This window comes from Pedobacter suwonensis, from assembly GCF_044762335.1.
Taxonomy (GTDB): domain Bacteria; phylum Bacteroidota; class Bacteroidia; order Sphingobacteriales; family Sphingobacteriaceae; genus Pedobacter.
In genome coordinates, this window is record NZ_JBIWEB010000008.1 from 113,315 (window position 1) to 126,993 (window position 13,679).

Annotated in this window: 17 protein-coding genes; 11 read left to right on the forward strand and 6 right to left on the reverse strand. The window is 37.7% G+C overall.

Annotated elements, in window-relative coordinates:
- Window positions 1–46: 46 nt before the first annotated feature.
- On the reverse strand, window positions 47–295 hold the full coding sequence (locus ACIQXP_RS14415; protein WP_025142617.1) for a type B 50S ribosomal protein L31: 249 nt from the start codon (window positions 293–295) through the stop codon (window positions 47–49).
- Between the two features lie 287 nt (window positions 296–582).
- Between ACIQXP_RS14415 and ACIQXP_RS14420 the strand changes: the two genes are divergently transcribed.
- Window positions 583–750 (forward strand): hypothetical protein, encoded by a 168-nt coding sequence (locus tag ACIQXP_RS14420; protein WP_159435299.1) that lies wholly within the window; start codon window positions 583–585, stop codon window positions 748–750.
- A gap of 8 nt (window positions 751–758) precedes the next feature.
- Window positions 759–1,457: a hypothetical protein gene (locus tag ACIQXP_RS14425; protein ID WP_387505799.1), complete on the forward strand. Its 699-nt coding sequence runs from the start codon at window positions 759–761 to the stop codon at window positions 1,455–1,457.
- Here ACIQXP_RS14425 and ACIQXP_RS14430 read toward each other — a convergent pair.
- Both ACIQXP_RS14430 and mce read right to left on the reverse strand, forming a co-directional pair.
- Window positions 1,454–1,738 (reverse strand): hypothetical protein, encoded by a 285-nt coding sequence (locus ACIQXP_RS14430; protein WP_145861376.1) that lies wholly within the window; start codon window positions 1,736–1,738, stop codon window positions 1,454–1,456. The two genes, ACIQXP_RS14425 and ACIQXP_RS14430, sit on opposite strands and share 4 nt — an antisense overlap.
- A gap of 360 nt (window positions 1,739–2,098) precedes the next feature.
- Complete coding sequence (mce, locus tag ACIQXP_RS14435; RefSeq protein WP_387505800.1) at window positions 2,099–2,506, reverse strand: methylmalonyl-CoA epimerase; 408 nt, start codon at window positions 2,504–2,506, stop codon at window positions 2,099–2,101.
- Window positions 2,507–2,623: 117 nt separating this feature from the next.
- Here mce and ACIQXP_RS14440 point away from each other — a divergent pair, with 117 nt between their 5' ends.
- The 3 genes from ACIQXP_RS14440 to ACIQXP_RS14450 all read left to right on the forward strand — a co-directional run bounded on the left by ACIQXP_RS14440 (window position 2,624) and on the right by ACIQXP_RS14450 (window position 4,799).
- Entirely contained in the window at window positions 2,624–3,835 is a 1,212-nt protein-coding gene (locus tag ACIQXP_RS14440; RefSeq protein WP_090987435.1) for an IscS subfamily cysteine desulfurase, read from the forward strand.
- A 124-nt stretch (window positions 3,836–3,959) separates the two neighbouring features.
- Window positions 3,960–4,373: a Fe-S cluster assembly scaffold IscU gene (gene iscU / locus ACIQXP_RS14445; protein WP_039476200.1), complete on the forward strand. Its 414-nt coding sequence runs from the start codon at window positions 3,960–3,962 to the stop codon at window positions 4,371–4,373.
- A 99-nt stretch (window positions 4,374–4,472) separates the two neighbouring features.
- Window positions 4,473–4,799, forward strand: coding sequence for a HesB/IscA family protein (locus tag ACIQXP_RS14450; RefSeq protein WP_090987437.1), 327 nt, complete (start codon window positions 4,473–4,475; stop codon window positions 4,797–4,799).
- A gap of 54 nt (window positions 4,800–4,853) precedes the next feature.
- Here the strand turns inward: ACIQXP_RS14450 and ACIQXP_RS14455 are convergent, their stop codons facing one another.
- Window positions 4,854–5,570 carry a hypothetical protein gene (locus ACIQXP_RS14455; protein ID WP_387505801.1) on the reverse strand — a complete coding sequence of 239 codons (717 nt, stop codon included), beginning with the start codon at window positions 5,568–5,570 and terminating at the stop codon, window positions 4,854–4,856.
- Between the two features lie 291 nt (window positions 5,571–5,861).
- Between ACIQXP_RS14455 and ACIQXP_RS14460 the strand changes: the two genes are divergently transcribed.
- The 5 genes from ACIQXP_RS14460 (at window position 5,862) to ACIQXP_RS14480 (ending at window position 11,270) form a co-directional block, all read left to right on the forward strand.
- Entirely contained in the window at window positions 5,862–7,775 is a 1,914-nt protein-coding gene (locus ACIQXP_RS14460; protein ID WP_387505802.1) for an AMP-dependent synthetase/ligase, read from the forward strand.
- A 110-nt stretch (window positions 7,776–7,885) separates the two neighbouring features.
- Complete coding sequence (locus ACIQXP_RS14465; RefSeq protein ID WP_387505855.1) at window positions 7,886–8,521, forward strand: DUF6597 domain-containing transcriptional factor; 636 nt, start codon at window positions 7,886–7,888, stop codon at window positions 8,519–8,521.
- A 67-nt stretch (window positions 8,522–8,588) separates the two neighbouring features.
- Complete coding sequence (locus tag ACIQXP_RS14470) at window positions 8,589–8,987, forward strand: VOC family protein (RefSeq protein ID WP_387505803.1); 399 nt, start codon at window positions 8,589–8,591, stop codon at window positions 8,985–8,987.
- Between the two features lie 223 nt (window positions 8,988–9,210).
- Window positions 9,211–10,920, forward strand: coding sequence for a lysine--tRNA ligase (gene lysS, locus ACIQXP_RS14475; RefSeq protein WP_387505804.1), 1,710 nt, complete (start codon window positions 9,211–9,213; stop codon window positions 10,918–10,920).
- A 137-nt stretch (window positions 10,921–11,057) separates the two neighbouring features.
- Complete coding sequence (locus ACIQXP_RS14480; protein ID WP_090496044.1) at window positions 11,058–11,270, forward strand: hypothetical protein; 213 nt, start codon at window positions 11,058–11,060, stop codon at window positions 11,268–11,270.
- Window positions 11,271–11,384: 114 nt separating this feature from the next.
- Here the strand turns inward: ACIQXP_RS14480 and ACIQXP_RS14485 are convergent, their stop codons facing one another.
- Complete coding sequence (locus tag ACIQXP_RS14485) at window positions 11,385–11,939, reverse strand: pyridoxamine 5'-phosphate oxidase family protein (RefSeq protein WP_205056040.1); 555 nt, start codon at window positions 11,937–11,939, stop codon at window positions 11,385–11,387.
- A gap of 418 nt (window positions 11,940–12,357) precedes the next feature.
- Window positions 12,358–12,897, reverse strand: coding sequence for a hypothetical protein (locus ACIQXP_RS14490; RefSeq protein WP_090987690.1), 540 nt, complete (start codon window positions 12,895–12,897; stop codon window positions 12,358–12,360).
- Window positions 12,898–13,011: 114 nt separating this feature from the next.
- Between ACIQXP_RS14490 and ACIQXP_RS14495 the strand changes: the two genes are divergently transcribed.
- Window positions 13,012–13,530: a thioredoxin family protein gene (locus tag ACIQXP_RS14495; RefSeq protein WP_293741295.1), complete on the forward strand. Its 519-nt coding sequence runs from the start codon at window positions 13,012–13,014 to the stop codon at window positions 13,528–13,530.
- Window positions 13,531–13,679 lie beyond the last annotated feature (149 nt).

Genomic DNA, 13,679 nt, shown 5'->3' on the forward strand with positions numbered 1-13,679 from the left:
ATGCTTTTGGCAAAGGGACTTCAAAAAATGCTTTTTGTCGCTAGAATTATTTCTTAGCGTAACGGTTTTTAAATTTATCGATACGTCCTGCTGTATCAACCAATTTCATTTTACCAGTATAAAAAGGGTGTGAAGTGTGAGAAATCTCTAATTTATAAAGCGGATACTCATTACCATCTTCCCATTTAATTGTTTCTTTAGTATCTACACAAGATTTTGTTAAGAAAGCATATTCGTTAGACATATCTTTAAAAACAACTGGTCTGTAGCTTGTTGGGTGCAAATCTTTTTTCATTTGAATATTATTTTTAGTTATTTGTGTGAAAGCATCAAGAACATTCTTGCAATTTGCTGGCAACAACGCTTATGACATTTCCTATTAGTCTTTCTACCTCTATTTTAGAGGATGCAAATATCCTAATTTTATTTTTGATTTACAAGCCTAAATAAAGAATTTTAAATTATATCTTTCTTCTGCTTGCGGAAGTGTGAAAACATACAGATGGCCCGGTTTGGCAAAATTAAACTTTTTAAGCTGAATATTGTTTTCCAGATATTTAAAATTTTATGTAAGTTTGATATATGAGAAAACACGGCGAATTAGATGGCATTATCCATGCCAACAGCAGCGGGAAGCTCTATATTAAAAGTCCTGATTTTTTTGCACAACCAAGGGTGATTGAAATGGTAAGCGCATTGATGCAATCAAATATCTTTAAAAAAATAGAAAAGGATAAAAGCAAAAAATAACCTTTTAAATGCCATTTAACCTACTTTTATTCCCTCTGGTAGGCGGCTACTATATATTAATCCGGTTCAGATACCTTCGGTATGTACAATACCGGCTGGAAAGCCAACGAATATTACTGAACGCCGCCTTTGCAGGTATTTTACTGCTTGGCGCATGTTTTATAATAAGGGCAATCTTCATTGCCATCTGGCCCGAAATGATTGAATACCTCAGCAAATCACTTCCGATACACACGCCTTATTTCGGCACGACCAGTCTCTCATTATTTGTTGCGGTTGCGGCAACAGAAATTGCTAATCTCTTCATTAATCGCCTTAAAGCCATAAAGAGGGCAATAGCTACTTCAGGAAATGAATTTGAATTACTATTAAGTTCATCTTTTTTCGATGCCCATCTTTTACAGTTCACTATGGACAGCGGGAAATTCGACATCGGATGGGTAAAAGAATTACCAAAGCCCTTTACCACCAGTTATATACGCATTACCCCTGCATTTAGTGGTTACCGCAGAACTGATGACAAGGAACTCGTCTTTACCACGCAGTATTTAACAGTTTATGCCAGCTATATCGAGGACGGCTCTGTAGCAAATACCGACGAACTGAAAACCGATCTCGTGCTAAAAGCAGATAAGATTAACTCAGTTTCGTTTTTTGATATGGATATGTATAACCGCTTTAATCCTGTACAGGAAGAAGCCACCTAATCTTTCTTCGGACTATATTTTTTCCAGGTTTCTATTTTGGCCATTTGCCGGGCGATATAGGCATCAGCAATTACTTCAGCTGAACTTGAACCTTCCACCGTCTCCAACAGCTCCTTTAATTTATACTGGTCTACATCGGCTTTATATAAAATCTGGATCAGTTTAGGAAAATCGTTATCAATGAGATAGGCAAAAGCGTCAATGAGAAGTACGCGCAGTTGATTTTCAGCAAGTTGATCCGGGATATCGAAATCTTTGCTGATGATGTTAATTAGTGACATGGAACAGGATTTTAAGCTTGCAGGATTTCAAAATTAAAGTTTGTTAGCATAGAAGTTGTTCATATTGGGCTTAGGCAATTTGCATTTTCCGAAGAACCACAGTCCAACATTAAATAAACCTGATAAAAGCGTCAGCTCCCGATTTAAGCACTATTTATTTTGTTTTTTATTGTGTGCTTGCTTGTTTCACAGGTTTCATCGGGACTACAGCGGTTAGCAGGACTGCAGGTGCTATGGAATACGGAACCATTCGTTTTCAAAAAAAAGGCTTGCCAACTGCTTTAAGATCCCCGCATGCGCGAGGATGACGGATCTCAAAAATTACCCATCTCCCATTTTACCTCTCCCATCTTCCATCCCTTACACCCATTTAATTTCCTGGCAAATTTCAATCAAAACACCATTGGTATCTTTTGGATGAACAAAACACACCATTTTATTGTCTGCACCCTTTTTCGGAGAATCATTGAGCAACACAAAACCTTCTTTATGAAGTCTTTCCATTTCTGCCATGATATCATCAACCAGGAAAGCGATATGATGAATCCCCTCCCCCTTTTTTTCAATAAATTTAGCGATTGCGCTATCTGGTGCAGTAGCCTGAAGCAACTCTACCTTATTCTCGCCGGTTTTAAAGAAAGCGGTATTGACCAGTTCGGATGCCACCTGTTCGGTTTTATAACAATCGGTATTGAGCAGTTTCTCGTATATGGCTATGGAACGGTTAAGGTCTTTTACCGCGATACCGATGTGTTCTATCTTTTTCATAGGGTATAAGGTTATGTTAATGTAAAAATGCAGCTTTTCTCTATAAGCTCATAGCTATTATTTATAATTGTTAAATAAGTTTTTTCGTATCTTTGTATTATAATTAACAGAATAGAGATGAAACAGCCGATATATTTAGATAATAATGCTACAACACCGTTAGATCCACGTGTGCTGGAAGCCATGCTACCTTACTTTACTGAAAAATTTGGAAACGCCGCAAGCCGTAACCACGCTTTTGGATGGGTGGCTGAAGAGGGCGTAGATTATGCCCGCGAGGAGGTAGCCAAATTAATCGGCTGTACTGAAAAAGAAATTATTTTTACATCAGGTGCTACTGAAGCCGATAACCTGGCGATTAAAGGTGTATTTGAAATGTATAAAGAAAAAGGTAACCACATTATTACTGCAGTTACTGAACATAAAGCAGTTTTAGATACCTGTAAACACTTAGAAAAAAATGGCGCACGCGTTACTTATCTAGGTGTTAAAGAAGACGGTTTAATTGATCTAGCTGAACTGGAAGCGGCCATGACTCCTGAAACGATTTTAGTTTCAATTATGTATGGCAATAATGAAATTGGTGTAATTCAGCCCGTTAAAGAAATTGCAGCCATTGCACATAAACATGGTGCTTTATTTATGACTGATGCTACACAGGCAGTCGGTAAAATTCCGGTTGATGTAAATGCTGATGGCATTGACTTAATGGCTTTCTCTGCACACAAAATGTACGGTCCGAAAGGTGTTGGTGCACTTTATGTTCGCCGTAAAAACCCAAGGGTTAAAGTTACTGCCCAAATGGATGGCGGTGGCCACGAGCGCGGTATGCGTTCAGGTACCTTAAACGTTCCTGGTATTGTAGGCTTAGGTAAAGCTTGTGAACTTTGCCGGTTAGAAATGGAAAGCGAGGCCATCCGTTTATCAGCTTTGCGCGATAAATTAGAATCTACTTTAAGCCAAATGGAAGAAAGCTATGTTAATGGTAACACACAACACCGTTTGCCACATGTAGCTAATATTTCTTTCAAATATGTCGAGGGTGAAGGTTTAATGATGGCGATGAGTGATTTGGCAGTATCTTCAGGATCAGCTTGTACTTCAGCATCTTTAGAACCATCATATGTATTGAAAAGCTTAGGTTTATCTGATGATCTCGCACACTCTTCTATCCGTTACGGTTTAGGAAGGTTTACTACTGAAGAAGAGATAGACCAGGCCATTGAAGTAACTCAAAAAGCGGTTAATCACCTGAGAGAACTTTCTCCACTTTGGGAAATGTTCAAGGAAGGAATCGATTTGAGCAAAATTGAGTGGGCAGAACACTAAGAAAGGTTGAAGGCTTGAAGGTTAAAGGTGGAACGTTAGACGCCTACTGCCATACGCAGAACGCCTAACGCCAAACAGATAATTTAAAAATTTGCTCCGAAAGGAGGCTTAATAAATAGAAAACATGGCATATTCAGAAAAAGTAATTGATCATTACAATAACCCGCGTAATGTAGGTACTTTAAATAAAGACAGTAAATTTGTAGGCACCGGGTTAGTTGGTGCACCTGAGTGTGGCGACGTAATGCGCTTGCAAATTGAGGTTGGAGAAGACAACGTTATTACCGATGCTAAATTTAAAACATTTGGTTGCGGTTCGGCTATTGCTTCTTCATCTTTAGCAACAGAATGGTTAAAAGGAAAAACAATTGATGAGGCATTGGCTATTGATAACATGGACATTGTGGAAGAATTGGCATTACCACCAGTAAAAATCCACTGTTCAGTATTGGCAGAGGATGCAATTAAATCTGCCATCAACGACTACCGTGTTAAAAATGGCTTAGAAGCGATTGCGCTGGAAAAATCACACCACTAGACTAGATGTGAGACAATAGATTTGAGATGTGAGGCCAGCTAACTTAGGCGCACAAATACTTCTCAAATTTCATCTCTTAAATCACAAATCTTTATTACTATGATTACAATAACAGATAAGGCAAAAGACAAAATTGAGCACTTAATGCAGGATTCGGAAATGGGTTCTGATTACTTTTTACGTGTTTCAGTAAAAGGTGGCGGTTGCTCTGGTTTATCATACAATTTAGATTTCGATAACGAGGAACAAAAAGGGGATCAGTTTTTTGAAGATAAAGGAATTAAAATTGCTTTAGATATGAAATCTTTCCTATACTTGGCCGGAACTGAATTAGATTTTACCGACGGTTTGAACGGAAAGGGTTTCAATTTTGTAAATCCAAATGCAAGTCGTACCTGCGGTTGTGGAGAGAGTTTCTCTGTATAAAATTAGAATTAAAAAGAAAGCGGCTTTGGAGATTTTCCGAGCCACTTTTTTTTGTTATTTGAGTTGGAATGGTTTATTGCTCATGATACCTCTTTCGGTAATCACGGCCATTTTGCTACTGAAGTCTGTAGGTTCAGAAGTATAGTCACCATCAAATGCAACCCTGCCTTGTCCCTCTGCAATGGTACCAAATCCGGCATGAGAATCGTCGATGTTTATGATCCCCGCAATTCCGCTTTTAATGTTATTGCCATCTTTTTCTCCTGACATTAAAAAAGCGTAAAAACTATATCCACCGTTTCTGTAAGCTTTCACCTTCCCGTAAACGGTAAATTTATTTCCACCTCCACTAATGGCAGTTACCACACTGGTATCTGCTGCACCAATAAAGTTTTTCCCTAACATTTTAATGCTGAAATCAGTAGTACTTTGCTCATAAAGTTTAATTACCCCATCATTAAGCACATATCCTGGCTGATAGGGATCGTTGGGTATGTTACTGCTTTTTATGGTAAAAGGCTTAAATAAGTATGCGCCATCAATATTTGGGGGCGTAGTACCCTTATTTATGGTAAAACCTAATTTGGTCAAGCTATCCACATACTTTTGCGGAATAATATCCTCAATTTTTTTGCTTAAGATCTCTTCATCGCTCGGGTTAATATCGTTATTTTTAGAGCAAGCCGTAAGTTGCAACACCAAACCTACTATTAAAGCAAATGCACATCCTTTAACTACCATAGTTAATCTTTTTATTGGTTTTTTCATCATACAATTTTTAATTTTTGAGTTCTGAAATGCAGATTTGCAACTGTAATGCCATAACCAATAATTTGGCAACCCTGCATTAAAAATAACGGGAAACCACTATATTCATCTACCTAAAATCAGGTATTTACATCAGCTTTTCAACGAAGCCAGTGTCCGTTTTTCTGACGATATTTTACAGGCTATTAAATTTTATTTTAAAAAAAATTTTGGGGCAGGTTGATGATACAGTTGCCATTATTAAACCAAAAAGCATTATAATTGTTAATTATTATCAGCGAACCAATTACGAGCATGCCATTAATAAACGAATTTTCAACTGTTCCAACCTTATTGCGGAATGTTGTTAAAAATATCCACAAACCTCAGGAAACCTTCTTAATCCACAAACAGGGAGCAGAATGGGCAGAAATTTCTTATGAAGATACTTTAAAACGAGCGGATGCAGTTTCTGCATTTTTTCTTGAAAAAGGGATTAAAAAAGGCGATCGTTTGGGTTTAATGATTGAGAATTCTCCGGAATATGTCTATTATGACCAGGGTATTCAGCAAATTGGGGTAATTAATGTCTCTATTTATCCAACACTTTCCGAACAGGAAGTAGCCTATATTATTAACGATTCGGGCATAAAAGCTATTCTGGTTGGGAATAATTTTCTTTACCGCAAGGTTTTAAAAGTTGCGGCAAATTGTAAAGAATTAAAATATATCATTCCTGCTTTCAAAGATTTTGAAAAGGTTACGATACCGGCAGATGTAAATGTAGAAGTAATTGCTTTTTCTGATATCTTAGCGCTTAAACATCAAATTACGGCAGCCGAAAGGGCCGAAATTGACCAATGCAGGAGCCTTGTACTTCCGCAGGATGTTTCCTCATTAATTTATACTTCTGGAACAACAGGAACTCCGAAGGGTGTGATGCTTACCCACTATAATTTTGTAAAAAACGTAGAGGTGTGTTTGCAGCAGATTCCGGTAATCGATCAAACTGAAACCTTTCTTTCTTTCTTACCGTTATCGCACGTTTTCGAACGTACCGCAACTTACCATGTTTGCTGCGCCCAGGGCTGTAAAATAGCGTTTGCACAAAGTTTAGAGTTATTGGCCAAAAACATGGGCGAAGTTCGTCCTACCGTAATGAGTTGTGTGCCGCGATTATTGGAACGCATACATGACAAAGCAATTAAAGGTGGTACTGCAGGCGGCGGCACAAAAGCGAAAATATTTACCTGGGCACTGGAAATTGGCAATAAGTACAGGCTAACAAAAGAGGCCGGTGAAAACCCAGGTTTGATCCTATCAGCAAAAAAAGGAATTGCAGAGAAACTGGTATTCAGCAAGATTAAGGAAAAAACGGGTGGCCGTTTAAAATTTATGATTTCGGGCGGGGCTGCACTCCCTAAAAATGTGGGTGAGTTTTTTGGCGATCTCGGCATTAAGATATTAGAGGGTTTTGGTTTAACCGAAACTTCGCCGGTAATGTCGGTTACTGAATACCACAGACAGGTATATGGTACCGTTGGACGTGTTATTCCAGGGATTGAAGTAGGTATACAGGATGTAGAGCGTAAAGAAATGATCAGCATTCAAACCCACCATACTTTTAGCGAAGATTTTGAATGTGCAGAGGGTGAAGTAATTGTACGTGGGCACTGCGTAATGAAAGGTTATTTTAATAAACCTGCCGAAACAGCCGAAGCCATAGATAAGGATATGTGGTTCCATACGGGTGATATTGGCCGGTTTTATAAGGGTAATCTTCAGATCACGGACCGTTTGAAAAATATGATCGTAAATGCCTACGGCAAAAACGTATATCCTACTCCGGTAGAAAATATTTATTTAAAAAGCCCAAAAATTGATCAACTCTTTTTGATTGGAGATAAAAGAGAGTTTATTACGGCGATCATTATCCCAAATAGGGAAACTTTAGAAGAGACCTTTAAACTTAAACCTTCATTTTTTGAAGAAGCCGATCCTTTTATCAGCAATCCCGAAATTATAGCCTGGATGGAGCAGGACATCAAAAAAATATCCAACGAACTGGCCAAATTTGAACGCATTAAAAACTTTAAGATCAAGCGCAACCCTTTCAATATTGATGAAGGAGAAATCACCCCTACTATGAAAGTTAAACGCCGGATTGTAGAAAAGAAATATGCAGAGGCGATTGAAGAAATGTATGAGGAAGGTGTGGAAGCGGAGTAACCTGTAAACTTAATGGGCTACTTTGAAATACAGCCGCATCCGGCCTTAAAGCACTATATAGATGCCTATTGGATATCAGAAATTACTGAAATGCGCTTCACAGAACCAAAATTCTACCTGATGGATGTGTAGATATTATCTTCAATATTGAGGATGATTACCGAACCGAAACGGGAAGCGTATTGATGAAAAGTGAAACTACTTATCTTATCGGCATGATGATGCATTTTAAAGAATATCAGACCATAGGTAAATCAAAAATTCTGGGTATTCGATTTAAACCGGCAGCACTTTCCTGTTTTTTTAAACTTTCTTCATTACACGAATTTACTAATCAAAGTATTGAACTTGAAAATATGGATCTGCCTTTAGTTCACGCTATTGATAAAAATACTTCAGCCTATCTCGATCGTTTTTTTCTTCGTAAGCTCTCTCCGCCCAAATATTCGATTTTGCCGATAATTAAAGATATTGAGGAACTAAATGGCCAGTTAAAAGTCGGTGAACTTGCAAAGAAATACTTTACATCGCCCAGGCAATTAGAAAGAAATTTTAAAAATTTGGTTGGCGTAAGTCCTAAAGATTTTATAAGCGTCGTTCGCTACCGGTTTGCCAACCGGATAATTAAAAATAATACTTCACGTAAATGCTTAGCTGAAATAGCTTTCGAATCCGGGTACTACGATCATGCCCATCTCACAAAGGAAATAAAAAGGTTTACAGGATCAGCTCCTTCCAAACTATAGATTTTGTCGCATTTTTCCAAAGTCAATTCTTAGACAGGAAGTATCTTTGAAAAAAAAAAAAAAAATCATGGTAAAATTTAGTTACACAATACTCTACGTTAAAAACGTGACTGAATCGATCGAATTTTATGAAAAGGCATTTGGCTTGAAGCGGAAATTCATAACCCCTGAAAACGATTATGGAGAACTGCTTAGTGGGGATACAGCAATATCATTTGCTGATGTAAAACTCGCAAACTCCAACTTACCGGGTGGCTTTCAGCAAAGCATCAAGGGCCAAAAACCCTTCGGTATAGAGTTAGGCTTTACAACTGAAAATGTAGAAATGGTTTTTACACAAGCGGTAGAACTCGGCGCTATTCCCCTTGAGAAAATGAAAATAAAACCATGGGGGCAGGCTGTAGCCTATATTCAAGACATTAATGGATTTTTAATTGAAATCTGCTCACCTATGCCTGATGCATAAGCATGATGAAATGTGTTTAGATGCTCTTTGCCCATTGCAATAAGTGCAGTAACAAAGACCTAAAGCCGCCTTTGGGATTTTTATATCATATAAAGCATTTATTAATTACAATCCCTTTCTTATCTTTGCACCAAGGTGTCTTTTCAAAAAATGACGTTTGAAATGATCTCCATTACAATAATAAACACATTGCAAATTCTTACTTTTGCAAAAAATACCCGAAATGAGTATAGGATTATCAGAACAAGAGCAATTACGACGTGAGTCGCTAAAACAATTACGTGCATTAGGCATTGAGCCATATCCTGCAGAAGCTTATGAAGTAAATGCTTACGCAGCAGATATATTAGCTAATTATGAAGTAGATAAGACAGCATACAAGACAGTAGTATTGGCCGGAAGAATTATGAGCCGGAATATTATGGGTGCTGCATCCTTTACGGAGTTACAGGATGCTACCGGGAGGATTCAGATCTACTTAAAGCGTGATGAACTTTGTCCTGGCGAAGATAAAACACTATACAACACGGTATTTAAAAAACTTTTAGATATCGGCGATTTCATTGGGGTTAAAGGATATGTATTTACTACACAAACAGGTGAAATTTCTATTCATGTAACTGAATTTAAGGTACTTTCTAAGTCATTACGCCCACTACCAATCGTAAAACGTGATGATGAAGGAAACGTATATGATGGATTTACCAATCCCGAATTGCGCTACCGTATGCGTTATGTGGATTTAACAGTAAATCCTGATTACAAACAGATTTTCATCAAACGCAGCAAGGTAATTAACACCATGCGCAGTTATTTCGATAACCAGGGCTGGATGGAAGTGGAAACCCCTATCCTACAACCCATTCATGGTGGTGCAGCGGCACGTCCGTTTGCTACACACCACAATACTTTAGATATGCCGCTTTATTTGCGCATTGCAAATGAGCTTTATTTGAAAAGACTGATCGTTGCTGGTTTCGACGGTGTGTATGAGTTTGGTAAAATGTTCCGCAATGAAGGAATGGACCGTACCCATAACCCTGAATTTACCTCAATGGAAATTTATGTTGCCTATAAAGATTATATCTGGATGATGGCAATGGTGGAAGAATGCTTAGAAAAAGTAGCTGTTGCAACAACAGGTTCTGCTGTGGTAAAAGTTGGTGCTAACGAAATTAACTTCGAAGGACCTTACGAAAAACTGACCATGTACGAATCCATCCAGAAATATACAGGAATAGATGTTTCTGCAATGACCGAGGATGAAATTGCACAAACCTGCAGAAATCTGGATATAGAAATTGATGATACCATGGGCCGAGGTAAGTTAATCGATGAAATTTTCGGAGCCAAAGTTGAAGCGAATTTAATCCAGCCCACCTACATTACCGATTACCCGATCGAAATGACACCGCTGGCTAAAAAACACCGTACTGCCGAAGGTTTGGTAGAGCGTTTTGAACTGTTTGTGAATGGTAAGGAAATTGCCAATGCCTATTCGGAATTAAATGATCCGATTGACCAGAAAGAACGTTTGGAAGATCAGTTAAAATTAGCTGCGCGTGGTGATGATGAAGCGATGGCGATGGATGATGATTTTGTGCGCGCTTTAGAATATGGTATGCCGCCAACATCAGGTTTAGGTATTGGTATCGATCGTTTGGTTATGTTAATGACCAACCAAAGTACCATTCAGGAGGTTCTTTTCTTCCCACAGATGCGTCCGGAAAAAAAGAAAATTGAAATGACTCCGGAAGAAACTGAGCTATGTGCTTTAATTGCTGAAGGTGAACAATACCCTTTAGCGGATGTAAAAGCAAAACTAACCGACTGGAGCAATAAAAAATGGGATACTACCCTCAAAGCATTAACTGGTAAGGGCATTTTAAAAGTGTCTAAAACAGACGATGGCTTATTCCTCTCATATAAATAGTTCATTTGTTAATCTACAGGTAATATATCTGCCGATTTTTAACAAAAACGTAACATAAACTTAAAAGGCTTGCTAACAATTGTTTAGCAAGCCTTTTCTATATTTACAGCAATCGATAATTAAAAATCATTTGCCATATGAATACGTCAAGTTTAGAAATCAACGAAAGAGAATATTGCATCAAATTGAGCAAAGATGCTTTCGATTTAACATTGGTTCGCCAATTAATAAAAAGGATCCAGGCCGAAGCTTTGTTCTTCTCAAGAGTACAAGCTGAAGAAGATGATATCTTAAGCAAGAGAGCGCAAAGAGAAGACTTCGAAGGTTTTGATTATTTAGGAGATAAGTAGCTTTTACGTCACCCTGATCCGATAATTATCGGATTTATTTCAGGGTCTATGAGATCGATGCTGAAATGAACTCAGCATAACGATTGGCCTTATCATTTTAAACAGTTAACCTCTCTAATCAATATCCAACGTTCCTTCTACAGAATCATCCATCGTTTTTCCGGTAATTACGGATGCTGCCATTTTCAAAAATGCAACGGCTGTTCCGTGCTTGGTATCCCAATAATAGCCTTCTGATGGAATCACTTTGATCAACGTGATGTTCGGATCATCTTTCCCGCCTTGAAACCAGGTTTTAATAAACGGACTCCAAAGTTCATCGATTTTGGCCTGATCTCTGCTGATTTCTGAAATACCATAAATATTGACGAAACCGGAATGGGCACCTGCCTGAAACAATAAATGTGTGAAAGGATCGGCAGAAATCTCTTCATTTTTATGACTGTCTTTCATACTCATAAACCAGATATTACCTTCGTCATCAATCTGCTGAATGGCCATTGGCCTTACTGATAAAGGTACGCCTGTTTTAATATTGGTACAAAAAAAGCAGCTTTCAGCTTTTTCGGCTAATGTTCTCAGTTTTTCAACAGCTTCTTTACCGCCCAAATCCTGGATATTATTTTCTTCCTGAGTATTGTTTGTACTCCCCTCTTGTGATGTTGCCATAGTATTTAAATTTTATATAAACTACAATGGAAAGTAGAATTTGGTTTTGATTTTATGCGTAATGATAATCCTTTGTAAAAAGTCTGCATTGCGAGAAGGAACGATAAAGCAGTCTTACAACAATTGCTAACCGCATCCGCATTAGCACGTTATTTTATTTTAGGGGTTGCCTAGCACAAAAGCCCTTATTCCTAATCGAATAGAGCGGAATAGCCCGGATCCTGACATTCCATCGGGAGAGGACTATAAGCGAAAGCGGGGCTGCAAGCTGCCAAGAACCATTAAACGCTCACTTCCTAAAAACAACATTGTTATCATAGCGTAGAAAATCTATGCAAAAAACCAAGTACATTAAGATTTAATCCAATAAAAAAGCCATCTCAATTTGAAATGGCTTTATAAAGAGATGTGATCAATACTATCTGTAACGAACTTGCTGCTGTTTGTCCATCATACCCATCTGATCTTTCATTTGTTTAATCTGATCGGCAAGCAATTTATTCTTATCTGCTTTTTTAGCTTCTGCCAGGTACATCGTTGCTTCGCGTTTATTACGTTTAGCCATTGCAATACCTGCTAAACTTAATTTTGCCAAAGCAATATTATGATCCATCTGCATACCCAATGCAAGCGATTTCTTGAAATACTTCTCACTCTGCATAGGCGCTGTTCTGCTTTCAATTAACCCGATCAACAAATTATAATAACCGTGCTGAACTTTAATCAACTGCGTTTCATAATTGGTAATACGGTCTAAAAACATTTTTGCTTTGGGCATGTTATCTTTTCTAAGAAACCATTGTGCTAAAAGCATGTTTTCATTAAAGAAATAAGTTATCAGTACAATTATCCCCAATAAAATGGCAATAATACCCCATGGCCAGAAACCGAAAATAAATAAAGCTACTGCGCCACCCAGTAAAGCAAACCCCGCAATTAATCTGATGATATTTGGCATAAATTTTATCCTAATTATTTTTTTTTGCAAATATCGTGTTTAAATGGCACAAATTAGATTTTAAAACAATAATTTCAATAAAAATTTAAAAGCTCAAAAAAACATATACTAACTATGAAAATCTTCTTCTCCATAACCCTAATCATATTTGCAATGAACGTTTCTGCACAAGACCTGAACAAGAAAATACACGACGAAGTACACAACAAAGATATATTAATCAATGCCTGCACGCGCGAGGGCATTACCACTTTCCCTGAATTTAAGGAAATGTACGATCCGCTTTACGCAGCATATGTGCCAGATGCAGCAACAATGATCGAACTGAAAAAGCTGATCAAGAATGAAAAAATCAAGATTGTTTTAGGAACATGGTGTGGCGACAGCAAGGCTAATGTACCAAACTTTCTTAAAATTTTAGACGCCCTGCAGTTTAAAGAGAAAAATGTAGAAATTATCGCAGTTGATGGAAACAAAAAGGCTGAAAATGGCATACTGAATGGATTGGATATTGTAAGAGTGCCAACTTTCATTGTTTTTGATAAAAAAGGTAAAGAATTAGGACGGATTACCGAAGGGCCTAAAACTACGCTTGAAGGAGATTTATTGGCCATATACCAGAAAAAGTCTTAAACTTTTAAAGCATTTTTTGGTTCGAGGTTCATAGTTTGATATTTATCATCGCCCAAATGTTTGATAATCGATAACCTATTGGCTTATGTTTATCAACACTAACGATCAACTATAATCTATCAAACCATTGACTAAAATTCGTTTACAGA

What these genes read in the sequence shown, in the direction of transcription:
- ACIQXP_RS14415 (WP_025142617.1), bottom strand. Translation starts at nt 295, where the DNA reads ATGAAAAAAGATTTGCACCCAACAAGCTACAGACCAGTTGTTTTTAAA.
- ACIQXP_RS14420 (WP_159435299.1), top strand. Translation starts at nt 583, where the DNA reads ATGAGAAAACACGGCGAATTAGATGGCATTATCCATGCCAACAGCAGC.
- ACIQXP_RS14425 (WP_387505799.1), top strand. Translation starts at nt 759, where the DNA reads ATGCCATTTAACCTACTTTTATTCCCTCTGGTAGGCGGCTACTATATA.
- ACIQXP_RS14430 (WP_145861376.1), bottom strand. Translation starts at nt 1,738, where the DNA reads ATGTCACTAATTAACATCATCAGCAAAGATTTCGATATCCCGGATCAA.
- mce (WP_387505800.1), bottom strand. Translation starts at nt 2,506, where the DNA reads ATGAAAAAGATAGAACACATCGGTATCGCGGTAAAAGACCTTAACCGT.
- ACIQXP_RS14440 (WP_090987435.1), top strand. Translation starts at nt 2,624, where the DNA reads ATGAAACAGCCGATATATTTAGATAATAATGCTACAACACCGTTAGAT.
- iscU (WP_039476200.1), top strand. Translation starts at nt 3,960, where the DNA reads ATGGCATATTCAGAAAAAGTAATTGATCATTACAATAACCCGCGTAAT.
- ACIQXP_RS14450 (WP_090987437.1), top strand. Translation starts at nt 4,473, where the DNA reads ATGATTACAATAACAGATAAGGCAAAAGACAAAATTGAGCACTTAATG.
- ACIQXP_RS14455 (WP_387505801.1), bottom strand. Translation starts at nt 5,570, where the DNA reads ATGATGAAAAAACCAATAAAAAGATTAACTATGGTAGTTAAAGGATGT.
- ACIQXP_RS14460 (WP_387505802.1), top strand. Translation starts at nt 5,862, where the DNA reads ATGCCATTAATAAACGAATTTTCAACTGTTCCAACCTTATTGCGGAAT.
- ACIQXP_RS14470 (WP_387505803.1), top strand. Translation starts at nt 8,589, where the DNA reads ATGGTAAAATTTAGTTACACAATACTCTACGTTAAAAACGTGACTGAA.
- lysS (WP_387505804.1), top strand. Translation starts at nt 9,211, where the DNA reads ATGAGTATAGGATTATCAGAACAAGAGCAATTACGACGTGAGTCGCTA.
- ACIQXP_RS14480 (WP_090496044.1), top strand. Translation starts at nt 11,058, where the DNA reads ATGAATACGTCAAGTTTAGAAATCAACGAAAGAGAATATTGCATCAAA.
- ACIQXP_RS14485 (WP_205056040.1), bottom strand. Translation starts at nt 11,939, where the DNA reads ATGGCAACATCACAAGAGGGGAGTACAAACAATACTCAGGAAGAAAAT.
- ACIQXP_RS14490 (WP_090987690.1), bottom strand. Translation starts at nt 12,897, where the DNA reads ATGCCAAATATCATCAGATTAATTGCGGGGTTTGCTTTACTGGGTGGC.
- ACIQXP_RS14495 (WP_293741295.1), top strand. Translation starts at nt 13,012, where the DNA reads ATGAAAATCTTCTTCTCCATAACCCTAATCATATTTGCAATGAACGTT.